24 protein-coding genes are annotated in these 23,625 nt (G+C 63.7%); 15 read left to right on the top strand and 9 right to left on the bottom strand.

The genetic code is table 11. The features are described 5' to 3' along the window. On the bottom strand, positions 1–285 hold a 285-nt coding region (locus VIG32_00450; protein HEY8296481.1), incomplete at its 3' end, for a hypothetical protein. A 50-nt stretch (positions 286–335) separates the two neighbouring features. Here VIG32_00450 and VIG32_00445 point away from each other — a divergent pair. From VIG32_00445 to VIG32_00435, 3 genes are read left to right on the top strand one after another with little or no spacing between them, the layout of a single operon-like run. Continuing rightward, complete coding sequence (locus tag VIG32_00445; GenBank protein HEY8296480.1) at positions 336–623, top strand: putative quinol monooxygenase; 288 nt, start codon at positions 336–338, stop codon at positions 621–623. Next, the gene (locus VIG32_00440; protein ID HEY8296479.1) at positions 620–1,162 is read left to right on the top strand and encodes a TIGR00730 family Rossman fold protein; all 543 of its coding nucleotides are present in this window, start codon (positions 620–622) and stop codon (positions 1,160–1,162) included. Before VIG32_00445 ends, VIG32_00440 begins: the two co-directional genes overlap by 4 nt. After that, on the top strand, positions 1,159–1,662 hold the full coding sequence (locus VIG32_00435; protein ID HEY8296478.1) for a YcxB family protein: 504 nt from the start codon (positions 1,159–1,161) through the stop codon (positions 1,660–1,662). Before VIG32_00440 ends, VIG32_00435 begins: the two co-directional genes overlap by 4 nt. Here the strand turns inward: VIG32_00435 and VIG32_00430 are convergent. Genes VIG32_00430 through VIG32_00415 form a run of 4 tightly spaced genes read right to left on the bottom strand, consistent with a single transcriptional unit; the run spans position 1,627 to position 7,686 of the window. Continuing rightward, a complete protein-coding gene (locus tag VIG32_00430) occupies positions 1,627–2,730 on the bottom strand; it encodes a beta-eliminating lyase-related protein (GenBank protein ID HEY8296477.1) in 1,104 nt (367 codons plus the stop codon). The genes VIG32_00435 and VIG32_00430 overlap by 36 nt on opposite strands. Next, positions 2,727–2,993 carry a hypothetical protein gene (locus VIG32_00425; protein HEY8296476.1) on the bottom strand — a complete coding sequence of 89 codons (267 nt, stop codon included), beginning with the start codon at positions 2,991–2,993 and terminating at the stop codon, positions 2,727–2,729. The genes VIG32_00430 and VIG32_00425 overlap by 4 nt, the downstream gene beginning before the upstream one ends. Before the next feature lie 35 nt (positions 2,994–3,028). After that, positions 3,029–3,436 carry a carboxymuconolactone decarboxylase family protein gene (locus VIG32_00420; GenBank protein HEY8296475.1) on the bottom strand — a complete coding sequence of 136 codons (408 nt, stop codon included), beginning with the start codon at positions 3,434–3,436 and terminating at the stop codon, positions 3,029–3,031. 5 nt (positions 3,437–3,441) lie between these two features. Continuing rightward, positions 3,442–7,686, bottom strand: a complete 4,245-nt coding sequence (locus tag VIG32_00415) for a multifunctional oxoglutarate decarboxylase/oxoglutarate dehydrogenase thiamine pyrophosphate-binding subunit/dihydrolipoyllysine-residue succinyltransferase subunit (GenBank protein HEY8296474.1) — start codon at positions 7,684–7,686, stop codon at positions 3,442–3,444. A gap of 179 nt (positions 7,687–7,865) precedes the next feature. On the opposite strand from VIG32_00415, the gene VIG32_00410 reads away from it, so the two are divergent. Further along, positions 7,866–8,765 carry a LysR family transcriptional regulator gene (locus VIG32_00410; protein HEY8296473.1) on the top strand — a complete coding sequence of 300 codons (900 nt, stop codon included), beginning with the start codon at positions 7,866–7,868 and terminating at the stop codon, positions 8,763–8,765. Here the strand turns inward: VIG32_00410 and VIG32_00405 are convergent. Beyond that, a complete protein-coding gene (locus VIG32_00405; GenBank protein ID HEY8296472.1) occupies positions 8,762–9,745 on the bottom strand; it encodes a putative sulfate exporter family transporter in 984 nt (327 codons plus the stop codon). The genes VIG32_00410 and VIG32_00405 overlap by 4 nt on opposite strands. A gap of 120 nt (positions 9,746–9,865) precedes the next feature. Next, positions 9,866–10,642: a c-type cytochrome gene (locus VIG32_00400; protein HEY8296471.1), complete on the bottom strand. Its 777-nt coding sequence runs from the start codon at positions 10,640–10,642 to the stop codon at positions 9,866–9,868. Positions 10,643–10,661: 19 nt separating this feature from the next. Here VIG32_00400 and VIG32_00395 point away from each other — a divergent pair, with 19 nt between their 5' ends. From VIG32_00395 to VIG32_00380, 4 genes are read left to right on the top strand one after another with little or no spacing between them, the layout of a single operon-like run. Then, on the top strand, positions 10,662–11,612 hold the full coding sequence (locus tag VIG32_00395) for a dienelactone hydrolase family protein (GenBank protein HEY8296470.1): 951 nt from the start codon (positions 10,662–10,664) through the stop codon (positions 11,610–11,612). 17 nt (positions 11,613–11,629) lie between these two features. Further along, positions 11,630–12,919 (top strand): DNA recombination protein RmuC, encoded by a 1,290-nt coding sequence (locus VIG32_00390; protein HEY8296469.1) that lies wholly within the window; start codon positions 11,630–11,632, stop codon positions 12,917–12,919. An 11-nt stretch (positions 12,920–12,930) separates the two neighbouring features. Then, positions 12,931–14,067 carry a histidine decarboxylase gene (locus VIG32_00385; protein HEY8296468.1) on the top strand — a complete coding sequence of 379 codons (1,137 nt, stop codon included), beginning with the start codon at positions 12,931–12,933 and terminating at the stop codon, positions 14,065–14,067. Next, positions 14,064–14,456: an ACT domain-containing protein gene (locus tag VIG32_00380; GenBank protein ID HEY8296467.1), complete on the top strand. Its 393-nt coding sequence runs from the start codon at positions 14,064–14,066 to the stop codon at positions 14,454–14,456. Before VIG32_00385 ends, VIG32_00380 begins: the two co-directional genes overlap by 4 nt. Before the next feature lie 4 nt (positions 14,457–14,460). Here the strand turns inward: VIG32_00380 and VIG32_00375 are convergent, their stop codons facing one another. Further along, positions 14,461–15,006, bottom strand: coding sequence for a peroxiredoxin (locus VIG32_00375; GenBank protein ID HEY8296466.1), 546 nt, complete (start codon positions 15,004–15,006; stop codon positions 14,461–14,463). A 76-nt stretch (positions 15,007–15,082) separates the two neighbouring features. Between VIG32_00375 and VIG32_00370 the strand changes: the two genes are divergently transcribed. Next, positions 15,083–15,799, top strand: a complete 717-nt coding sequence (locus VIG32_00370; protein ID HEY8296465.1) for a DUF695 domain-containing protein — start codon at positions 15,083–15,085, stop codon at positions 15,797–15,799. Further along, positions 15,796–16,941, top strand: a complete 1,146-nt coding sequence (locus VIG32_00365; GenBank protein ID HEY8296464.1) for a MalY/PatB family protein — start codon at positions 15,796–15,798, stop codon at positions 16,939–16,941. Before VIG32_00370 ends, VIG32_00365 begins: the two co-directional genes overlap by 4 nt. A 337-nt stretch (positions 16,942–17,278) precedes the next feature. Here the strand turns inward: VIG32_00365 and VIG32_00360 are convergent, their stop codons facing one another. Further along, positions 17,279–18,427, bottom strand: a complete 1,149-nt coding sequence (locus VIG32_00360) for an acyl-CoA dehydrogenase family protein (GenBank protein HEY8296463.1) — start codon at positions 18,425–18,427, stop codon at positions 17,279–17,281. Between the two features lie 47 nt (positions 18,428–18,474). Between VIG32_00360 and ftsE the strand changes: the two genes are divergently transcribed. The 5 genes from ftsE (at position 18,475) to VIG32_00335 (ending at position 23,620) form a co-directional block, all read left to right on the top strand. Continuing rightward, entirely contained in the window at positions 18,475–19,185 is a 711-nt protein-coding gene (gene ftsE / locus VIG32_00355) for a cell division ATP-binding protein FtsE (GenBank protein HEY8296462.1), read from the top strand. Further along, complete coding sequence (ftsX, locus tag VIG32_00350) at positions 19,151–20,035, top strand: permease-like cell division protein FtsX (GenBank protein ID HEY8296461.1); 885 nt, start codon at positions 19,151–19,153, stop codon at positions 20,033–20,035. The genes ftsE and ftsX overlap by 35 nt, the downstream gene beginning before the upstream one ends. Further along, entirely contained in the window at positions 20,002–21,081 is a 1,080-nt protein-coding gene (locus VIG32_00345) for a PAS domain-containing sensor histidine kinase (GenBank protein ID HEY8296460.1), read from the top strand. Before ftsX ends, VIG32_00345 begins: the two co-directional genes overlap by 34 nt. Next, entirely contained in the window at positions 21,078–22,025 is a 948-nt protein-coding gene (locus tag VIG32_00340) for a response regulator (GenBank protein HEY8296459.1), read from the top strand. The genes VIG32_00345 and VIG32_00340 overlap by 4 nt, the downstream gene beginning before the upstream one ends. Positions 22,026–22,195: 170 nt before the next feature. Next, on the top strand, positions 22,196–23,620 hold the full coding sequence (locus VIG32_00335; protein HEY8296458.1) for a S41 family peptidase: 1,425 nt from the start codon (positions 22,196–22,198) through the stop codon (positions 23,618–23,620). Positions 23,621–23,625: the final 5 nt, after the last annotated feature.

Raw genomic sequence — 23,625 nt, 5'->3', positions numbered from 1 at the left:
GACGATTTTTTCTCGATGGTCGCCTTGGATCTCGACGGTGCCGTTTTTTGCCGTCCCGCCGGATCCGCAGAGCTTTTTTAACGCCTTGGCAACGGCGTCGCACTCGCGTTCGCCCAAACCGGTAACGATGCAGACGACGCTGCCGCGTCGCCGTTCGCGCGCGACGCGAAGGATGCCGTCGTCTGGAACGTTGCCGCGCTGCTGCGGCTTCGCTTGGCGTTTGGGTTCGGGGATCTGCCAGCCGGCGTCGCTTGAGAAGACGAGACGGCTCCGATCGTCGGGCATGCACCTCTTCTTCTGCAGGCACCGCGCGAGCCGCTGCCAAAGCCGCCGCCATGATCGTCTTGGCCGTAACCTATCTCATTGCGACCGGCCACGAGGAGGAAGCTGCGGCTCACTTTCTCGCGCTGGCCGAACAAACGCGTCGCGAGCCTGGGAATCGGCTCTATCTGGTTCATCGCTCCACGCAAGAGCCGCGGCGTTTCTTCCTTTACGAGCAGTACGACGACCAGGCAGCTCTCGACGAGCATCGAGCCTCGCCGCATTTCGAAACGCACGCCCGGGCGGGAATCATGCAGATCATGGAAAGTCGCAGCCCGGAGACGTACGAGTTATTGACGTGAGCAAGGCGATCTGCGTTTTTTGCGGTTCGCGCACGGGCAGGGGCGACGCGTACGTGCGGCTCGCGAGTGCCGTTGCCGCGCGCTGCGCCGCCGAGGGTTTTGGGATCGTCTACGGCGGTGGGCGCGTCGGTCTGATGGGGGTAGTCGCAGACACGGCGCTCGCGGCGGGCGGTCGCGTGGTTGGCGTCATTCCCGCCACGCTCGCGACCAAAGAGATCGCGCACGACGGATTGAGCGATCTTCATGTGGTTGCGAGCATGCACGAGCGCAAGGCGCTGATGTCCGATCTGGCCGACGCGTTCGTCGCATTGCCGGGCGGCTTCGGCACGATGGACGAGCTCTGCGAGATCGTTACGTGGGCGCAGTTACGAATTCACACCAAACCCGTCGTGCTGCTCAATGCCGACGGGTATTACGACGATTTGCTCGCGCTCTTCGATAACATGGTTCGCGAAGGGTTCGTTACCACGGAGAATCGCCGGCTCATGCAATCCGTCTCCACCGTCGACGCGCTCTTCGAGCTTCTCAACGCCTCGTGACGCCGATTCGCGTAACGATCGCGCGCCGGCGCGCCGACTATTTCGAAGCGTTCCATGCGATTCTCGCGCGGCGGCTGCTGCGCTTCGCGCTCTTGACGCTCCTCGTGCTCGTGATTTTGGACGCGGCCCGCGGCTGGCTAAGACCCCCGAATCACCCTCGGGACGTCGCCGCGCTGCTGCTGCTTGAGGTCGCAATCGCGGCGGTCGTCTGGGGCGTCGCCTATGGTACGACCGTGTACCTTACGGCGCAACGCATGTATCGAACGCATTTGCGCGTTCCGGGAAAGACCTACACGTTCGATGATTCCGGCGTTCGATACGCCTCCGCGACGACTGCGTCGCAAACCGCTTGGAGCGCTTTCGCATCGTATCGGGAGACGCCGAATCTCTTTCTGCTGTTTTTCCCCAATCGCACGTTCGCGCTCATTTCGAAACGCAACGTCGACGACGGCCGCGTCGACGATTTACGCACGCTCTTGCACGCGCGCATATCGAAGTAACCGCTCGAACCAGTCGCGCACGTCGTCGTCGGAGATCTCCAGCGAGCCGTCGCCACAACTCAGCTCGAACATCTGCCGGTCCGGAATATCGCCGCGCGCGAACGCACCGACGAGCCAAATCCCCGTCTCCTCGGCAACGCGCATCGCGGCCGCATCGAGGCGATCGAAATCGCCTCGCACGAACGCGTGCAGCATGTTGGTCGGCGGCGGGTTCGGCGTAACCGTCACCGCATCGAAGGATCCGATCGCCCGTGCGATCGCTCGCGCGCGCTCCACGTAACGCGGGATCCGCGGAAGATACGTCTTCAAACCCTCGCGAGCGGAGACGATCATCGGGTATTGCGCGACGAGCCGCCCGCCGTGACGCCACTGCCACAGGCGTGCTTGATCGATAATCGCTTTCGGTCCCGCGAGTGCGGCGCCGGCCACGGCGTTGAGGATTTTATAGAACGAGACGTACGCGGTATCGAACGGTGCGCTCAACTCGGCGTACGACGCGCCATAGTACGGTTGCGATTCCCACAAGCGCGCGCCGTCCAGGTGCGCAGCAGCCCCAGCCTCACGCGCCCAGGCGGTCATCGCAAGAAGGTCGTCCCACGGCCGAAGCGCCCCACCGATATTGCGTTCCGGCAACTCGAAGAGCACGGCGCCCACCGGTTCCGCGATCGCTTCGAGGTCGGCCTGCGTGAAGAGCCGGTTGCGATCTCCCACCGGTATCGCGCGCAGCCCGTGCAGCGCTTCGATCGCGCCGGCCTCGGAGAGCAGGAGATGGCTCTGCGGATGGAGCGCGACCGTCGCGCGGCGCCGCGCATCGGCGTGAACGCGTAGCGCGATCTGCTGCGCCATCGTGCCGCTCGGCATGAAGACCGCGGCTTCCTTACCGAGCAGGGCGGCGATCGTCGCTTCGAATGACGCGAGCAGCTCGCCGCCTCCGTACCGGTCCGCGCGTTCGTCTTCTCCGCAGGCGTGCGCGATCGCCCGCAATCGTTCCGCGATCGGTTGTGGGGGATGCCCGACGAAGCGGGTGCAGCCGCGCTGCACCCGCGCTCGTTCGGCGGCGTCGATCACTCGTGAAACCCGGCCGGAAGGCTCGCGTGCAGATTCTTCACCAGGAACGCATACGTGTCGGCATAATCGTCGATCACTTTGGCGATCGGCCTGCCGCCGCCGTGATCGGCCGTGGAGATCAGCGCCGCGATCGCCGCGCGCTGCGGGATCTGTGCGAAGTACGATTGCGTGAGCGTTTTCTCGGCTGCGACCCATGCCGAGGTTTCCGGCGAGTCGATGTTTTCGAGCCAGCGATACGGATCGGGCACGATCGGCTTGTTCACGACGAACCTCCACAGGCAGTTGCGCAGAGTATGCCTTACGCTTCTCCGGGCTCCTGCGTGCCGCTTTGACGGCACCGCTTGTCGACGACCCGCTTAACGACGGCCATCGCGTTGAGCGACTTAGGGAAGCCGATGTAGGGTATCAGCGTCATCACCGCCTCCACGATTTGCGACTCCGTCAACCCGACGTTGAACGCGCCGTGTACGTGCGTCTCGAGTTGCGGGTCGCATCCGCCCATCGTCGCCAGCGTTGCGATCGCCACCAGCTCGCGCGCCTTGAGGTCGCCGTCGCGCGCGTAGATCTCGCCAAACGCAAACTCGATGAGGTAGCGCGCAAAATCCGGCGCGACGTCCCGGTAAGCGGCGATCAGATTATCCGCCACCCGATCGCCGTCGATCTTGCGCAGGAGCGCCTCACCGCGCTCGTACTGGGTATCGCCCAATGCGGTTACTCGGCGAGGGCGGTGACGACGATGCGCTCTTGTTCGACGGCGTGAGCGCCGGGGTAGCCTTCCGACGGACTCGCGCGGTAGCCGCGACCGATGTACTCGATATCGAACGAACCGGTCTTGCCCTCGAGCAAGCGCCGCCGCACGTGCGCGCGCGCCCCCATGTTCTTCGGCTCTTCCTGAACCCACACGATCTTCTTGAGATTGGGATAGCTCGCGATGGTGGCGTTGATCTCCGCAACTGGAAGCGGTGCGAGCATCTCGATCCGCGCGATGGCGGTCTTCTTGAGACCCTTATACGCATCGTGACCGGTCAGGTCGTAGTAGATCTTTCCGGTACAGAGGATCAGTCGTTCGACGGCGCCCTTATCGGCGACGTTCGGATCGTCGAGGACGGGCTGGAACGAGCCGCCGGCCATGTCGTCGATCTTGCCGGATGCCGCTTCGGCACGCAGCAGCGACTTGGGCGTCATCACGACGAGCGGAACCGCTTGCGGCGAGGTCGCCTGCATACGCAGCAAGTGATAGTAGTTGGCCGCCGTCGACGGCACCGCGACGCGCAGATTGCCTTCCGCCGTCAGTTGTAAGAACCGTTCGAGACGCGCGCTCGAATGTTCCGGCCCCATACCTTCGTATCCGTGCGGCAGGAGCAGCGTCAAACGCGTCGTCTGACCCCACTTCGCCTGACCGGCCGCGATAAATTGATCGATGATGATCTGCGCGCCGTTATTGAAGTCGCCGAACTGCGCTTCCCACAGCACGAGCGCTTTGGGAACCGCCGCGGCGTAGCCATATTCGAAGCCCAGGCACGCATACTCCGAGAGCGGGCTATTATGAATCTCGAACGAGGCTCGGGCGTCGTGCAGGTTTTGAATCGGCACGTACTCGTGCGTGCCGCTCGGATCGTGCAGCACCGCGTGGCGATGGCTAAACGTACCGCGTTCGGTATCTTGTCCGGTGAGACGGATCGGCGTCCCTTGCGCGAGCAGCGACGCAAATGCGAGCGCTTCGGCCATGCCCCAATCGACGAGTCCCTTTTCTTTTATCACGCCCTTACGCCGGTCGAACTGCGTCTGCAGTTTCTTGTTGGTCGTGAACGTGCTCGGCACGGCAACGAGTTCGTCGCTCCAGGCGAGCAATTGCGCCTTGTCGATCGGCGCGATCGGCGCGGCGGCGGCCGGCGCGACGGTCAACTTCGCTAAGATCCCGGCCACGTCGTGGCGGTCGCCCTTGACCTTCTTGTGGGCTTCCTGCAGGCGCGCGGTCGCCGCGCTCGCCATTTCGTTTACCGCATCGGCCGTCAATACGCCCTGCGCGACCAGTTTGTTTGCGAAGAGTTCGCGCGCCGTGGGGTGAGTTTTGATGCGCTCGTACATGGCGGGCTGGGTGTACGCGGGTTCGTCCTGCTCGTTGTGACCGAAGCGGCGATAGCCGATCGCGTCGATGATCGCGTCGCGCCCGAAGGCGCGGCGGTATTCGACTGCCAGATGAACGGCCCAGATGCACGCGTCGATGTCGTCGGCGTTGACGTGTATGATGGGCACGTCGAAGCCTTTGCCGAGATCCGACGAGTAACGCGTCGAACGGTCGTCTTTGGCATCGGTCGTGAAACCGATCTGATTGTTCGCGATCACGTGCAGCGTACCGCCGACCGTATACCCTGGCAGCGACTGCAGGTTGAACACTTCGGCGATGATGCCTTGCCCCGAGAACGCCGCGTCGCCGTGAATGAGAATCGGCGCAGCCTTGCGCACGTCGAGCTCGGGCACCGCGTGCGAGTGATCGGTCTGGAGCGCGCGCGTTCGACCCTCGACCACTGGATCGACGGCTTCGAGGTGGCTCGGATTGTGCGCGAGCGTGACGCCGATTTTCTTTCCGGCGCCGTACTCGTAGACGCCGGTCGCACCGTGATGGTATTTGACGTCGCCGGTCACGTCGCCGTCGATGCCGACTTCACCGCGCGCGTGCGCGGCCTCGAACTCCGAGAGAATCTCTTCGTACGGCGTGTTGACCACGTGCGCGATCGTATTGAGCCGGCCGCGATGCGCCATCCCGATCACCGCGTGCGGCACGCCGTCGTCGCCGAGCATCTGCAGCATCTCTTCGAGCATCGGCACGGTCGCGTCGAGACCCTCGACCGAAAAGGTCTTTTGTCCGAGGAAAACCTTCCGCAAGTAGCGCTCGAGCGTCTCGACGCGCGTAAGGCGGCGCAGGACTTCCACTTTACGCTCGTTGGAGAGAGCGACTTTGTGGCGGCCCGACTCGATCGTATCGCGCAGCCACTCGCGCTGCTCGGTGTTTGCGATGTGTTCGATCTCGTACGCGATCGTTGACGCGTAGGTTTCCTTGAGATGCGGCAGCACTTCCGCGAGCGTGGAGCCCGGCACTTTCACGCGCAAGACCGACGCCGGGATTGCCGCGAGCAACGCCGGAGTGAGCCCCCAATTGCTCGGCTCGAGCGACGGTTCGCCGACCGGCTGCGTGCCGAGCGGATCGAGCGTCGCGGCCAAATGTCCGTGGGTGCGATATGCCGCGACGACCGCCATCCCAGCCGCCACCGCCCGCAACATCTCGTCCGACGGCGCCGCTTTGTCACGACCCGCCGAAAGCGCGACCTTGTCATCCTGAGGCGGTCGCAGGATAGGCGCGGCACTGAGCCCCAACGATTGGAAGATCGCTTCGTAGAAGCCGTCTTTGCCCTGCAGCAGTTCGTCGACGCGCTTGAGGTACTCACCCGACTGCGCGCCTTGAATGACGCGATGATCGTAGGTTGAGGTCATCTGCATGACCTTGCCGATGCGCAGCGACTTGAGCGTTGCTTCGTCGACGCCGGAGAATCCGGCCGGATACCCAATCGCACCCGCAGCGAGAATCGAACCCTGACCGGCCATCAACCGCGGAATCGATGCGACCGTTCCGATGCCGCCGGGATTGGTCAACGTGAACGACGCGCCTTGCAGATCGTCGGCGACGAGCTTGTTGTCGCGCGCCTTGACCACGAGCGCTTCGTACCGCGCGTGGAAGCCCGCGAAGTCCAAGGCGTCGGCGTTCTTAATGACCGGTACGACGAGGAACCGCGAGCCGTCTTTGCGCTGCGAATCGACGGCGAGTCCGAGATGGATGCCGGGCTCGATGCGCGATGGCGCGTTATTCTCGCGGCGGAAACTGTAGGTCATGAACGGCAGCTCGCGCGCGGCGCGTACGAGCGCGAACGCGATCGCGTGCGTGAACGAAACCTTTTGCGGACGGCCCGCCGCCTTGAGCGCGGCGTTGAGTTCTTTGCGGCGCCCGTCGAGTACCTCGACCGCGAGCGTACGAAAACTCGTCGCCGTCGGAATCGCGAGACTCGCTTCCATGTAGCCGATGAGCGCGGCCGCCGGTCCTTTGAGCGGCGTGATCTTCGACTCCGCAGCGAGCGGCGGCAACTGCGGCGGCAATTGCGGCGTCGACGGAATCGCCTCAACGTGCTTCTCGACGTCGGCGCGCAAAATCAAGCCGTTCGGGCCGGAACCGCGCACGTTCGCAAGCGTCATCCGGCGCGCGCGAGCGATGCGGCGCGCCTGCGGCGTCGCCATGGCGTCGCCCGTACGTGCGGGCGGTGCGGGCGAAGCGGCGACTGGAGCGCGAGCAACCGCGGCGGGTGCCGCGCTCGCAACCGGTGCCGCGCTGCCGGCAGACGCGTTGGCATCGATGTCGGCGAGCGGACCGCCGACGGCGACGGTCGCGCCTTCGGCGGCGTGGATTGCGGTAATGACCCCGGAACTCGTCGCCGGAACTTCGACATCGACTTTATCGGTCGTAACGTTGACGATCGCATCGCCCTCGTTCACGAAATCGCCGACCTTTTTTTGCCACTCGACGATCGAGCCTTCGGTCACCGATTCGCCCATTTCGGGCAGCGTTACCGTGACGAGCTTCGGCGGCCCCGACGGCTTCGCGCTGCCGTTCGCGGGCGCGGCCGGCGCCGGCGCGGCGCTAGCGGCGCCCGAGTCTTTCGCGTTGGTGTCGATCTCGACGAGCACCGCGCCGACGGCGACGGTCTCGCCCTCGCCGGCCAGAATCGCTTTGATCACGCCGGAGGCCGTAGCGGGAACCTCCACGTCCACCTTATCGGTGGTCACTTCGACGAGCGTGTCGCCCTCGGCAACGTACTCTCCGACCTTCTTGCGCCATTCGACGATCGAGCCTTCGGTGACCGACTCACCCATCTCGGGGAGCGTGACTTGGACCATCGTCTCCGGCACTTGTTTCTGCTACTCCGTTTCCAGACATTAAGGAAGAGCCCGACCGGACTCTTTGCACAGTCGCGCGCGTTTACCCGTTCATCGTAGACCCGCCAGACCCGCAATCCAATGACGGCCGGAAGCAAGATTCATGTCGCCGATGGAATGGATTTTGCAGCCTGGCGGACGATTCTTCCGGGATGGAACTCCAGCAGCTTCAGTATTTCGCGGTGGTCGCGCGGACCGAGCACGTCACCCAAGCGGCGGAGGAGCTATCGATCACCCAGCCGTCTTTGAGCCGAGCGATGGCTCGGCTGGAACGGGACCTGGGCGTGACGCTCTTCGAACATCACGGGCGCTCGATTCGGGTCAACCGCTACGGGCGCGCGTTTTTACGCCACGTCGAGCGGGCGCTCGCCGCGATCGAGGAAGGCCGGCGCGAACTGGTCGATCTCTCCGATGCAGAGTCGGGAGTCGTCGCCTTCGGGTTCGCACACGCGCTCGGAACGCGCGTGGTGCCCGATCTTATCGCCGGGTTTAAGAAGCAGCATCCGTCCGCGCGTTTCCAGCTCGCACAGAACGCCTCGCACATCATTCTCGCCGAACTCGAATCGGGAGCGGTCGACCTCGCGCTGGTTTCGCCCGTACCGCCGACGAGCGATCGCGTGACGACGATCGAATTGACGTCGGAAGAGCTCTTCCTGGTCGTGCCGCACGATCATCGCTTTGCAAAACGCCGCACGGTGCGCCTGCACGAAGTGCGCGACGATTCGTTCGTCTGTCTGCGCAAAGGGTATGGCCTGCGCGCGTTGACCGACGACTTCTGCGCGCAAGCCGGCTTTACACCGAACATCGCGTTTGAAGGCGAGGAGATCGCAACGGTGCGCGGGCTCGTCGCCGCCGGCCTCGGCGTCGCGATCATTCCCGCACCGACCTCCGCTCCCGAAGACGATCCGCCGCGTCTGCGCGTTACCGAGCCGGTTTGCCGTCGATCGGTCGGCTTACTCTGGATGCCCGGACGCTATCAGCCCGAGATCGCGCAACGTTTCCGCGCCTACATCGGCGCGGCGTTCGGCAAGCGCTCCGAAAAGCCGTTCTAACCGCCGATTCCGGTGAACCGCGCGATCGCCAGACTGCCGATGGCGATGCTGACCCAAAGGATTAACCCGAGCGCAATCGGGCGAAATCCCGCGCTGCGCATGCGCGCGAAATCGGCCGAGAGTCCAACGCCGCTTAGCGCGACGACGATCGAGAAGAGCGCGACCGCCGTCAGCGCGCCGTGCCAGCCTGCCGGAATGAGGCCGAACGTATTGAGCACCGCAGCGACGACGAACCACACGATGAACCACGGCACGATCGCTTTCCAGTCCACGACGCTGCCGGCTCCGCGCGCTTGCCAGATCTTTTTACCGGCGTAAAACAACACGATCGGAACGATCAGCGTCGTGCGCGTGAGCTTCACGATCACCGCTTCGTTGCCGGCCGCGTGGCCGTAAACGAAACCCGCCGCGACCACCGACGACGTGTCGTTAATCGCCGTGCCGGCCCAGAGTCCGAAGGCTTGTTGCGAGAGCGCGAGCAGATGGCCGAGTGGCGGGAAGAGCAACACCGCAACGATATTAAAGAGAAAAACCGTCGAAATTGCGTACGCGATATCGGCTTCGCTCGACTCGACGACCGTCGAAAGCGCCGCGATGGCCGAACCGCCGCAGATGGCCGTGCCGATTGCCAGCAGCCGTCGCAAGTCGCGCCCGACGCCGAGTGCGTTGCCGGCAACGTACGCGACGATCAGCACGATGACGAGCGTTCCGAGCATCACCGGCAGCGAGTGCAATCCGTTTCCAACGATCTCCGCGAGACTGAGATTCGCACCCAGCACGACGATCGAGAGCTGCAAGAGTTGTTTGCTCGCAACTTTTACGCCGGGAACGAAGCGCGCGTCCGGCCGGCGCACGAGGGCGACCAGCATGCCGATCACGATACCGAAAACGGGACCGCCGACGATCGGTACCGCTCGTCCCAAAGCGAACGCAAGGATCGCAACTACCAGACACAGCGCGAGCCCGGGAACGATCGTCACGCTTTCCAAAGCTCCCATTCATGAGCGACCGTTCGATTGTTCATTTTGTCATCCTGAGCTTGTCGAAGGACGAACCCCATCGAAGGACGCCGAGCGTGACAAACAATCAGATACACCTTGCTAGAAATAGCCGGCTCGTCTTGCGGGAAACGTTACCAGCCGATTGCGCTGAAAATGCGGGCGCGCGTGATGTAAGACGAACGCCGAAACGTCGTAGGCTTGCTGATCGGTGAGCGATCCCGGAGCGTTCTGCGGCATCGCGTAGCGCACGAACGCGGCCATCGTACGCAATCGATGCATGCCGGCGCCGTCGTTAAACGAGGTGGCTCCCCAGAGCGGCGGAAACGATCCGTTCACCCCGGCACCGGTTGCTTGGTGACACGACGAACAGCGCTGCGCGTAGAGTCCGGCGCCGCGAACGACGCTCGCCGCGCGCGGCGCAACCACCGCCGGCGTGCCATTCGCCGGGTCCGGCATCGCTCCGACCGGCGTGCCGCGCGAGAGCGAAGCAATGTATGCGACGATCGCCTCCATCGGACGACTCTCGTAGGCCGGCGGCCGGCCGTTCATGCTGTAAAGGAAACACTCCGCGATCCGATCCTGCAGCGAGATGACGCGGTGCGCGCGGGCGTTCCACTGCGGAAATTGCCCGTAGATGCCCGCGAGACTGCCGGCGCGTGCCGTGCCGGCCTTTGGGTGACACGCCTCGCATGACATATTCGCCGAGACGTACCCCTTCATCGTCTGCGGCGTGTCGGTAATAATCCGGCGGCCGTAGCTGACGAGTTCGCCGACGGCAACATTCGGCGGCGCAGTCGCCGCCCGCGTGGAGGCCTGCGGCGCGCGACCGCACCCGGCGAGCGCCAAGGCCAATACGGCGACCGCGAAGCGTTTCATTCAAGCAAGCTACGCGCTTGTGACGCATTACTCATGCGAAGTCCGCCATCGGTTGCCGCGCAAGGGTTTGCGCTCTGCCGGGCCGCAGTCGTCGACAATGGAGGATGCAAACGCGAGCGAGATCGATCCGACCGCGTCGACCTCGGCCCGGCTCAATCGCGAGGCATTCGTCGGAATCTCGGCGGGCGCCGCCGCCGGTATAGGGACGGTCGCGCGCGGGCTCGGGCAAGGCGCCGGCCTCGGGAAAACGCATCCGCCGCTGGTCGCGCCGGACGACTCCGCGATCGTTGCGGCGCACGTGGAACTGCGCCGGCCCGACGGCGCGATCGCCGCGTATGCCGCATCGCCGAAGAACGCGGGACCCGATACGCCGGGAATCGTCGTCGTGATGCATATTTGGGGAGTCGACACCTCGATTCGCGACGTCGTGCGCCGATATGCCAAGGAAGGCTACGTCGCGATCGCGCCGGATTTGTATTCGCGCTTTCACGCCCCTAGCGGTGACGGCGTCAGCGATATCGCCACGTTTCGCCCGTTTGCCAAGCAATTGCTCGACGCGCAGGCCGATGCCGATATTCGCGCCGCAGCCAACTGGATAACGGCGGCACATCCCGGCGCGCGCGTGGGGGTCACGGGCTTTTGCATGGGCGGCGCGATCGCGCTGCGCCAGGCAATTACCAACGGCGATGTTTTTGTGGCCGACGCGCCGTTCTACGGCAATCCCGCGGGTATCGATGCGGGCCAGATTCGTATCCCGATCTGCGGCAGTTACGGCGCTCGCGATACGTCGATTCCGGCCGAATCCGTTCGCGCCTTTCGCGACGCCTTGCGCGTGCCCAACGATATCGTCATCTATTCGACGGCCGGCCACGCCTTCTTCGACGATCAGCGCGGCGCGTTCGATCCGGCGGCCGCCGCGGACGCGTGGCGGCGAACTCTTGCATTTTTCGCGAAGTTTTTGCGCGGTTAAGTCGAACGTCTGATCGGGTGAACGGCACGCTCTCGCTCGTCCTGGTTCTGCTTATCGGTCTCGTCGGCGGAGCCGCGCTCGCACTGGCCCTCGCTCGCCGCGAAATCGCGCGCCACCGCGAGCGTGCGGAGGCAGCCGAGCAAGCGCGTGCGATCGCCGAGTCGCGTTTGCTCGATCTCGACGAGCGCCATCGTCAGAGCGTTGAAATCGTCGCCGAGCGCCTCAAGAGCGAGATGCACGAAAGCAACGGCCGAATCGCCGAGATGCAGCGCGAGCAGTTCCTCGCCATCGCCAACGAGCGCTTCGACAAAGCGCTGCTGCCGGTCGCGCAAAAACTCAACGAGTTCGACGCACTCGTGCAAACGATGGAAAAATCGCGCGTCGGCGCCTACGAAGGCCTTAAAGAGCAGATCGCCGGATTGCTCGAGCGCTCGGGCCGCCTCGAGCTTTCGACGTCCCAGCTTTCGACGCAAACCTCGGTTTTGGTTTCGGCGCTGCGTAATCCGACCACGCGCGGCAAGTGGGGCGAAGTGCAACTCAAACGCGTCGTCGAGTTAGCGGGCATGCAGGAGCACGTCGATTACGACGAACAGCAAACGTTCGATACCGGCGAGGGCATGGGCCGCCCGGATATGACCGTCTCGCTGCCGGGCAACGCCCGTATCTTCGTCGATGCGAAGGCCCCGCTCGCCGCCTATCTCGAGGCGATCGAGATTCCCGAAGAGAGCGGCCGGCGCGATAAACTGCGCGCGCACGCGAGCGCCTTTAAGTCCCACGTGGACGCTCTTGCGAAGAAGAACTACCATCGCGTCGACGGCTCCGCGGAGTTCGTGGTCATGTTCGTTCCCGGCGAAGCGTTTCTGAGCGCCGCCTGCACCGAGAATCCCGACTTGATCGAATACGGCGCCGCCAAGGGCATCTACATCGCGAGCCCGCTCACGCTGATGGCGCTCCTGCGCTCCTACGCGCTGGGCTGGCAGCAGCGTCAGCAGGAAGAGAATGCGAAGGCGATCGCCGAGGCGGCCCGCGTGCTGTACGATCGCGTCAGCACGTTTGCGAGCCATTTCGTTTCGATGGGTTCCAATCTCAAAAAGGCCGTCGACTCGTACAACGGCGCGGTGCGCTCGATGGAGACCCGCGTTCTGCCGCAGGGCCGTAAAATCAAGGAGATGGCATCCCTCTCCGGCGATACGCCCGAGGTTGCGGAGATCGAAGTCACGCCGCGCGAAGTCACCGCGCTCGACGCGCAGCCGCGGCGACGCGGGACGCGCCAGCCTCCGCTCTTCACCAACGACGAAGCGAGCTAGGCTCGCGGCCAATGCTTTCACAAGACGATCGCTCGCGCCTCGACGATCTTCGCACGCGGCTGCGTGATGCGAACGCCTTTGCCGTGGGCTATCCCGCCTCGAAAGATCTCGACATCCGGGAACTTGGCGAGTTTCTTGCATTCGCCATCAACAACATCGGCGATCCGTTCGCAGAGAGCACGTACCGCGTCAACACGCGCGAATTCGAACGCGAGGTCGTCGAGTTTTTTGCGGCAATGATGCGGGCACCCGAGGGGAACTGGTGGGGGTACGTTACCAACGGCGGCACCGAAGGGAATCTCTACGGTCTCTATCTCGCGCGCGAACTCTATCCGAACGGGATCGTTTATTTCTCCGAACAGACCCACTATAGTGTGAGCAAGAACCTGCACTTTCTCGGCATGCGCCATATCATGATACGCGCGCAGGAGACGGGCGAGATCGACTACGAGGATCTGCGCGAAACGCTCAAGATCCATCGCGACTCGCCGCCGATCGTCTTTGCCAATATCGGCACGACGATGACCGAGGCGCGTGACGACATCGCGCGCATTCGCGGCGTGCTCGATGACTTGACGATCCGGCAAAGCTACATTCACTCCGACGCCGCGCTCTCGGGCGGCTACGTCGCGTTCTTGGAACCGCGGCCGGCATTCGATTTTGCCGACGGTGCGGACAGCATCTCGATTTCCGGGCACAAGTTTCTCGGCGTTCCGCTTCCATGCGGCGTCGTGCTCGCCAAGAAGCGCAACGTCGAGCGGATCGCCCGCTCGATCGATTACATCGGAAGTCTCGACACGACGATCTCCGGCTCGCGCAACGGGTTTACGCCGCTCGCCCTATGGTACGTCATCCGGTCGCTCGGCCTCGAGGGCATGCGCGAACGCGCCCATCGATGCTTGGATCTCGCCGCCTACGCGCAGGAGCGGCTCGTGGCCCGCGGCGTCCCCGCTTGGCGCAACCGCAACGCGATCACCGTGGTGTTCCCCAAGACCGGCGACGCGGTCAAAGCCAAATGGCAGCTCGCGACCGAGCGTTTTTCGCATTTGATCGTCATGCCCGGCATTAGTCGAGAAACCATCGATGCGTTCGTCGACGACGTCGCCGCCGAACATTCGAAACGAGCTTTGCAGGAGAGCACGCGATGAAGACGCGCCTACGAATCGTTTGTCACGATCGGCCCGGCCTCATCGCCGAAACGGCCGCACTCCTGGCGGAGCGCGACATCAACGTCATCGATCTCGAGGCCCACGCGCACGGCGGCGACGCCGTGCTGCTGCTCGACGTCGAGAAGCCCGACGAGGCGCTCGCGCTGCTGACCGGCAATGGATTCAATTGCGTGACCGACGAAGTCGTGCTCGCGCGCGTCGCCGATCGGCCCGGAGCGCTGGCCAAACTCTCGAAAGCGCTTCTCGACGCCGACGTGGAAGTGCGCTCGGTGACGATGGTTCAGCGCGACGAGGGACACGCGATCGTCGCCATGAGCACCGGCGATAACGAGCGCGCGCGGCGCGTCCTCGCCGACTGCGTGATCTAAGCCGCTACCGCTTCTTGCTCGCCTCGTAGGCTTTGAGCGCCTCGAGCGTGTTGGCGACGTGCAGGTCGGGTTTGAGCGAACTGTAGACGTAGACGATCTTCCCATCGGGAGCGATCACGTACGAGGTGCGATCGGCGTATTGCGGCGCGGCCTTTAAAACCGCGTCGTACGCTTTGGCGATCGCGAGATCCGCATCGGCCGCGACGGCGAACTTGCTCCGGCATTCGCTAACCGAGAACTTCTGCAGCTTTGCGATCGGATCGTGCGAGACGCCGATCACGGTCGCATCGAGCGCCGCGTACTGGCCGATCGCGTCGGCAAAATCGTGCGCTTCGATCGTGCAGCCCGGCGTAAAGGCGGCCGGATAAAAATACAGCACGACCGGCCCTTTTTTGAGCGCCGACGCAAGATCGAACGCGAAAATCTTGCCGCCCATCGACGCCTGGGCTTTAAAGGCCGGCGCGGTATCGCCGACTTTGAGGCTGGCGAGCGCCGGCGCGCTTAACGCAACCGCGCAGATACCGAGCACCGCAACAACACGACGGATCATTCGAACTCCTCCCGTACCACCCGCGGCTCTCTTCGGTGCGGCGGGCGCGAACCCCGCGCAACGCGAAGCGGTCGGGATGGCAGATTGGTCCTCGTACTTCGCGAGGCTCGACGGCGCACCGGTCTCGATCGCCGTCGATCTCGAGCTCAAAGCCTCCGCTCCGCTCGCGCAGAAACCGGCGGCCTACACGATCGCGGTCGCCGTGCGCGAGCCCGACGCGAACGGCATGCCGGCCGAAAGTGAGTTCGAGCGGCTCTCCGAGATCGAAAACGCGCTCTACGACGCCCTGCTCGCGCTCGACGTGCTGCAAGTGGGCCGGGTTACCGGCCGAAAGCTGCGTACGTTCCACTACTACGGTCCGCAGACCGCAACGATCGCCGCGACCGTGGCGCAGATCATGGAATCGTACGCCGGATACCAGTTCAAAGTTCTGGCCGCCGACGACCCGACGTGGTCGATCTACGTCGGCTATCTCTATCCCGATCACTATCAGCTCGAGTTCGCCGAAGATATGAAAGTGCTACAGGCGTTGCGCGACGCCGGCGACGATTTCGAGCGACCGCGCGATATCCGCCATATCGTGCGATTTTCAGACGCGGGGCGCCGCGACGGGTTCGCGCGCGCGATCGCCGATCACGGCTTCCTGGTCGATGCGGCCGGCGAGGTCGTAACCGTTATCAAAAACGAGCGCATCGATCCCTTCGCCATCACGGCGATCCGCACGGCCGTCGCCACGCTGGCGCAAGAGTTCGCCGGCGACTACGACGGATGGAGCTGTGAGGTTCAAGCGTGAGCCTCGTCGTTCCAACGCTCGAGCAGCTTCGCGCGCGCAGCAGCGAGAAGTGGACGGCCTATCCGCCGGACGTGCTGCCGGCGTTCGTCGCCGAGATGGATTTCGGGCTCGCCGAGCCGGTCAAAGCGGCGCTTCGCGAAGCCGTCGAACGCGACGATTGCGGCTACGCGAATCCCGCGGGATTCGCGCGGGCCGTTGCGGGATTCGCCGCGCGGCGCTTTGCGTGGAGCGTCGATCCCGATCGCGTCTTCCTGGTTCCCGACGTCATGGCCGGCGCGGCCGAAGCGCTGCGCGTCCTCACCGCTCCCGGCGATCCCGTCGTTATCAATCCGCCCGTTTACGCACCGTTCGCCGCCACGCTCGATGAAGTGCGCCGTCCGATCGTTGAAGTTCCGCTGCTGCGCGACGCGGAGGGCCGCTACGACATCGATCTCGCCGGGTTGGAAGCCGCGTTCGCACGCGGTGCGCGCGCCTATCTCTTCTGCAATCCGCACAATCCGGTCGGACGCGTCTTCGCTCGCGAAACCGTCGTTGCAATCGCAGAACTCGCGCGCACCTACGACGTGCTCGTGCTCGCCGACGAAATCCACGCCCCGCTCGCGCTCTCGGGCGCTACGCATACGCCCTTCGTTTCTCTGGGCGACCGGCTCGGGCACCGCGCGCTCACGCTCACCGCAGCGTCGAAGGCCTTCAACATCGCCGGCCTCAAATGCGCCGCAATCGTAGCCGGCTCCGCGCCCGTGCGCGACGCGCTCCGCCGCCTTCCCGCCGAAGTGCGCTATCGAGCCGGCATCCTCGGCGTCCGGGCATCGATCGCCGCCTTCGAACGCGGCGATGCGTGGCTCGACGAGCTGCGAGACTATCTCGACGAGAACCGCAACTATCTCTCGGAGTTACTCGCCGCCGAGATCCCGCAGATCCGCTACATTCAGCCCGAAGCCAGCTACCTCGCCTGGCTCGACTGTACCAACCTCAATCTCGGCGAAAATCCCGCGCACGCATTCCTAACAAAAGGCCGCGTAGCGCTTAGCCGCGGCCTAGACTTCGGAAAACAAGGCGCCCATCACGTCCGCCTCAACATGGCCACGTCCAAAGCACTCCTCACCGACATCGTCGCCCGCATGAAAACCGCCCTCCCCTAAACGCGCGATACGCGCCGCCCGCACCCTTCAAGGCTCATGCTTCGACAAGCTCAGCATGACAAAAAGGGGCATACATTTTGTCAAGGCTGCCCCCCCCCTTGTCATGCTGAGCTTGTCGAAGCATGAGCTTGTCGAAGCATGGGCCCGTCGAAGCATGAATGCGAGTTGCGCGTCCTTCGATGGGGCCGTCCGACAAGCGCGTGCTTCGACAAGCTCAGCATGACAAAAAAGGGCGCACACTTTGTCAGGGCTGGGCCCTTCCCTTTGTCATGCTGAGCTTGTCGAAGCATGGGCCTGTCGAAGCATGAGTCCTTCGGCGGGCTGGTGTTTCGGCGAGCTACATGCCCATCATGCGGGCGATTACTACGCGTTGGACTTCGTTGGTGCCTTCGCCGATTTCGTTGATCTTCTGATCGCGATACATGCGTGAGATCGGATACTCGTCCATGAATCCGTAGCCGCCGTGAACTTGCAGCGACTCGTTGACGACGCGGCGCGAGACTTCGGCGGCGTAGAGTTTAGCGAGGCTCGCGGTCTGCGCGAAGTCGCGCTTTTCGTCTTTCTCCCACGCGGCCTTGAGCGTCATCAGCTTGGCGTGTTCGATCTCCATGAGCATATCGACGAGCTTGAATTGAATCGCTTGAAACTTGTTGATCGGTTTGCCGAACGCGTGCCGCTCCTTGGCGTACTTCATCGCTTCGTCGTACGCTCCCATCGCCAGGCCCACGGAGAGTGCGGCGACCGAGATGCGGCCGCCGTCGAGAATCGTCAGGAAATTCTTGAGTCCGTCGCCGCGCTTGCCGAGGATGTTCTCCTGCGGTACTTCCGCGTCGACGAAGGAGAGTTCGCGCGTGTCGGAAGCGCGCCAGCCCATCTTCTTATACTTCTTGCTGCGCGCGAAACCGGGAGCGTTCTGATCCATGATGAGATTGCTGATCTCGATCTTGCCGTCCGGCCGCTTGCCCGTCGCGGCCGTGATCGTCGTGCCGCCGGTGATCTCGGTGCCGGAGTTCGTAATGAACGCCTTGGTGCCGTTGACGATCCACTTGCCGTCGCGCAACTCGGCCTTCGTCTGCACGTTGCCGGCATCGCTGCCCGCGCCCGGCTCGGTCAGCCCGAAGCCCCAAAGCATCGTCCCCTGCGCGAGCGGAACCAGGTACTTCTGCTTCTGCGCCTCGGTTCCGAATAAATAGAAGGGGCTCGCGCCGAGCGAACAATGCGCGGCCATGGTGATCGCCGTCGATGCGTCGGCGCGCGCGAGTTCCATCACGGCGAGCGCGTAACTCACCGTATCCGCACCGGCACCGCCGTACGCTTCGGGAAACGGCAGTCCCATCAATCCGAGCGCCGCCATCTCCTTGACGAGGTCGTACGGGAAGGCTTCCTCGCGGTCCATCTCCTCGGCGCGCGGCACGACCCGCTCTTGCGCGAACTCGCGGACGGTCTGCTGTATAGCCTTCTGCTCGTCGGTCAGATCAAAATTCATAGCCAGGGGGAATAGGTCCGCGCCTTCGGAAAATCCCTCTTGCAGCGATGATCTCACTACGCGGCGTCTCCCTCGTCTATGGCAATGGAGTGCGGGCCCTCGACGGCATCGATCTCGAGATCGGCAAGGGCGACTTCGTTTTCCTCGTCGGTCACTCGGGAACCGGGAAGTCTTCACTTCTTCGGCTGTTGTATCGCGAGATGAAGCCCTCGAGCGGCGACATCACCGTCGACGGCATCCGCGTCGATCACCTGCGCAGCGGCCGCATCCCGGCGTTGCGCCGCCACCTCGGCGTCGTCTTTCAAGACTTCAAGCTGCTCACCGACAAGACGGTCTGGGAGAACGTCGCGTTCGCGCTGCAAGTGACCGGCGCGCACACCAAAGATATCAAGCGGCAGGTACCTCGGGCACTCGACTTGGTCGGGCTCTCGCACAAGAGCCGGATGTATCCGGGCGAACTCTCCGGGGGCGAGCAGCAGCGCGCGGCGATCGCGCGGGCGCTCGTCAACAATCCGAAGATTCTGCTCTGCGACGAGCCGACCGGCAACTTAGATCCATCCAACACGACCGAGATCATGGAGCTGCTGCTTCGGATCAACGTCAAAGGCACGACCGTGGTCGTCGCCACGCACAATCAAGCCGTCGTCGACCGGATGCGCCGGCGCGTCGTCCGCTTGGAAAACGGGCGCATCGTCACCGACGAAGAGCGAGGGTATTATTTCCTTGGACTGGGGCAAGATCAAGTTCTTTCTGGGTGAGGTCTTTCGCAACTTCACGCGCAACGCCGGAATGCAGATTACGGCGATCGGAACCGTCGCCGTCACCATCGTCATTCTCGGCGTTTTTTTGTACGTGCGGGCGACGCTGGCACATCTGGGCGCGCAGCAGCTCGATCAGATCGTGATCTCCGTCTACTACCCGGCCAACGCCACCGTCGCGCAAGAGGGCGCCGTGCGGACCGCGCTCGCCAAAGACGATCGCGTCCTAGCGGTGCAGTTCATTCCCAAGCGTTTGGGCCTGCGCGAATTGCGCGCGCGATTCAAAGGCCAAATCGATACCTCGATGCTGACCGAAAATCCGCTGCCCGATAAACTGCGCGTGCGCGTGCGCTCGCCCGAACTCGTACCGGCCGTCGCCGCGCACATCGAGAAGCTGCCCGGCGTGGCCTACGTCGATTACGGTCAGCGCATCGTCACCCGCTTGCTGCAGCTCGCCGACGTCGGCCGCCGGATCGGCGTCGGCGTAATCCTCGTGTTCGTTCTCGTGGCGGGCATCATCATCTCGAACACGATTCGCTTGACGGTCTTCGCGCGCCGCCGCGAGATCGGCATCATGCAGTTGGTCGGTGCGACCAACATGTACATCCGTCTGCCGTTCATCTGCGAAGGGTTTCTCGACGGCGCGCTCGGTTCGATCGTGGCGATCGGCGTCCTCGCGCTCTTGCGCGTCTCGCTCTTGCCGAAACTCTTGGCAGCGCTTCCGTGGCTCTCCGCCGGCGACGTGGTGCGCGTCGACGTCTCCTCACTCATTCTCGAACTGCTCGCCGTCGGCGGCGCGATGGGAATCATCGCATCATGGATATCGGTCGGACGCTACCTGCGGGCATAAACCGCGATCTCGCCGACGAGCTGCTGACATTTAAGTCGCTCTACGAGACGCTCGCGCGCTGCGCGAGCGACTGCATCGTCGAAGTAGACTCGCAGGGGTGCATCGCCCGCTTTAACTACGCTGCCGAGTCTTTAACGGGCTATTCGGCTCCCAGTATGGTGGGCCGATCCATCGACGATCTGATCGAAGGGCCGGCGGCGACGCTCTTTACGAACGAACTCCACACCGACGTCCGAACCGTCGGATTCACGGTGCGCGACACGCAGGCGCATCCGATCGCCGTCCGCGGGCGAATCGTCTCTCTCTCGCGCGATCAGCAGATCGACGGTTGGCTCGTTAGCTTCGCGCCCGTACGCAAAGTGCGGGAGATCGAGCAGCTCAAAAACGAGTTGGTCTCGACGGTCTCGCACGAATTGAAGACGCCGCTGTCGGCGATCAAGGCCTACACGGCAACGCTGCGCGCCAACCCCGAACTCTACGACGGACAGCGCGAGGAATTTCTGGCGATCATCGAACAGCAGGCCGACCGGCTCTCGCGCCTGATCGACGACATGCTCCTGGTGACTCGCGTCAACGCCGAACAGCTGCTGCGACGACGCGTCGAAATCGCGCTCGACACGATCTTAAATCGCATCTTTTCCGAGATCGCCTTCGACGCGCAACGCCACAGCGTCGCGCGCCACACCGCCGGGGTGACGATCTCCGGCGATCCCGAGCGCCTGCACGACATCTTCAGAAACATTATCGAAAACGCGCTAAAATACTCGCCCGCCGGCGGAAAGGTCACGATCGCGGCGACCGCCAGCGCCGAGCGCACGGTCGTCGACATCCGCGACGAAGGCGTCGGCATTCCCGACGAGCATCTGCCGTATATTTTCGATCGCTTCTATCGCGTCGATTCGGAACTCACCGCATCGGTCGGCGGGAGCGGGCTCGGCCTTTTCATCGTCCACGCACTCGTGCGCGCGCACGGCGGCACGATCGACGTGCGCAGCATTCCCGATTCGGGAACGACGTTTACCCTGACGTTCCCGGTGCGCGCGTGACCCACTCCGATGCGGAGGGTCGCCAGATTCTCGTCGTTGATGACGACCGCAACTTGCGTAAGATCATCACGACGAATCTCGAGATCGCCGGCTACGCGGTCATCACCGCCGCGAACGGAGCCGAGGCACTCGAGCTTCTCGACGGCGCGCGGCCCGATCTCGTACTGCTCGACGTGATGATGCCCGTGCTCGATGGCTACGAAACGGCGCGCCGCATTCGCCGGCATCCCGTCAACGGCCACGTGCCGATCATCATGCTTACGGCCAAATCCGAGATCGACGATAAGGTGATCGGGTTCGACGCGGGCGCCGACGACTACATGACCAAGCCGTTCGGGCCGGCAGAACTACTCGCGCGCGTGCGCGCCAAAATCCGTCGCGTAGAAGTCGACTCCTCGCTCTCGCCGTTGACGCGGCTGCCCGGCAATCTGGCGATCGAAGCCGAGATACGGCGTCGCATCGAGGGTCGCGAACCGTTCGCCGTGCTCTACGAAGACCTCGACAATTTTAAAGCGTTCAACGATGCCTACGGGTTCACGCACGGCGACGAAGCGATCGTCCTGCTCGCCTCGACGACGGTGGATGTCGCGCATCGCCGCGGAACGACGCGCGATTTCGTGGGACACATCGGCGGCGACGACTTCATCATCGTCACGATGCCCGATCGCGCCGAGGAGATCGCGCGCGAGATCATCGACGACTTCGATCGCGCGATCCGCAAACTCTATAACGATCGCGACCTGCGCCAAGGCTACATCGAAACGCGCGACCGGCGCGGTACGCTCAACCGCTTTCCGATCATGTCGCTCTCGATCGCCATCATCTCGAGCGACCAGCGCGAACTCACGAACTACGCTCAGGTGGGCGAGGCGGCCGCCGAACTCAAGCGCTTCGCCAAGTCGATCGGCGGGTCGGTCTTCGTCAAGGACAAACGCCGAAAATAGCCCGGCTGCCTCGCCGATCGAGGTAACCGGCGTTCAGCCATTGTTCAGCCTGCGTTTATAGGCTGGGTAGTGGGCGGATTCGGCGAAAGCCGCTTCACCAGCCTCGGTGGCCGATTCTGGGTATGTAACGGCTACCAAACGGTCTTTTTTGGAAGGGACGCATTCCGCCAGTGCCACTTCGCTACCGCGCGCTTCTCGCCGCGCTCGTCATCGCCGCCGCCGCTTTCGCGGGCGCGCTCTATCTCGGCTATCGTGGAGCGAACGCTGCGGCCGGCCGGCTCGACACGCCCGCCGGGTTCGTTGGCACGGCCTTGCGCGGAGGCGATCTGCAGGGCCTCTTGAGCCCGCAGATGCTCGACGCGCATCTAGTGACGTTAGCCTATCGTCAGGTCGAACGGGTCTACTATAAGCCGGTCAACTCCCAGACGCTGCTGCGCGGCGAACGCTCCGGTATACTCGCGTATTTAAAGACCGCCCGCGTGACGCACGCGACGCTGCCCGCCGAGCAGGCCAGCGGCGACCAACTCGCGGACTCGCAGAAACTCGATAGCGTTCTCGCCTACGCGCAGGGTCACTACGGCAAGCGGCTCGGCAAGAGCGGCGACACCCAACTTACCCAAGCGGCGATGCGCGGCATGCTATCGTCGTTGAGCGATCCGTACACGGTCTATCTTTCGCCGCAAGAGATCGCGAGTCTGAACGAATCGCTCGACGGCGGCAACTTCGGCGGCATCGGCGTCTACATCAATCAATTGCGCGACGGCGAAGTCTTGCTGCAGCCCATCGAAGGCTTGCCGGCGGCGCACGTCGGCATGAAACCCGGCGAGATTCTCGATTCGGTGGATGCAAAGCCGATCAAGGGCCTCACGCTCGACCGCGTGGAGCGGCTCATTCGCGGTCCGGAAGGTACGCCGGTCAGCCTGCGCGCGCACATGTGGCGCACGAAACGATTTCAAACCTTCACGATCACGCGCCAAATTATCCACGTACCGACGGTCCATGCCAAGATGGAGGGGGGCTACGACTACATTCGCCTCTCCGACTTCGGCGAAACCTCGGCCGACGAAGTTCGTAAAGCGCTCCTCGACGGCAAGGCTCACCATGCGAAGGGCTACATTCTCGATCTGCGCGACAACGGCGGCGGATTGCTGGATGCCGCCGTGAAGATCTCGAGTTTCTTCATTCCGCACGGCGCGATCGTTTCGACGATCAACCGCGACGGCGATCGCGACGAGAGCGACGCGCTCGGAACGAGCATCGCGGGGCTCGCGCCGCTGGTCGTACTCGTCAACGGCTACACGGCTTCTGCATCCGAAATCACCTCGGGTGCGATTCAAGATTACAAGATCGGCACGCTCGTCGGCACCAAGACCTTCGGCAAGGGCGTTGTGCAGAGCATCTACAAAATGCCCGACGAAGGCGCGCTCAAAATCACGACGGCACGCTACGTTACGCCGCTCGGGCGGGACATCCAACACAAGGGCATCGTGCCCGATATCGTCGTCGCTCAAGATCCCGATCCGGGGATCATCGATACCCCTCGCGACAAGCAGCTGGCTGCGGCCAAGGCACGTTTGGCGAAAGCCGTTCGTTAGGTAGG

Source organism: Candidatus Baltobacteraceae bacterium (genome assembly GCA_036559195.1).
Classification (GTDB): Bacteria; Vulcanimicrobiota; Vulcanimicrobiia; order Vulcanimicrobiales; family Vulcanimicrobiaceae; genus JALYTZ01.
The sequence above is the reverse complement of the archived record's forward strand: the minus strand, read 5'-3'. Positions and strand labels throughout refer to the sequence as shown.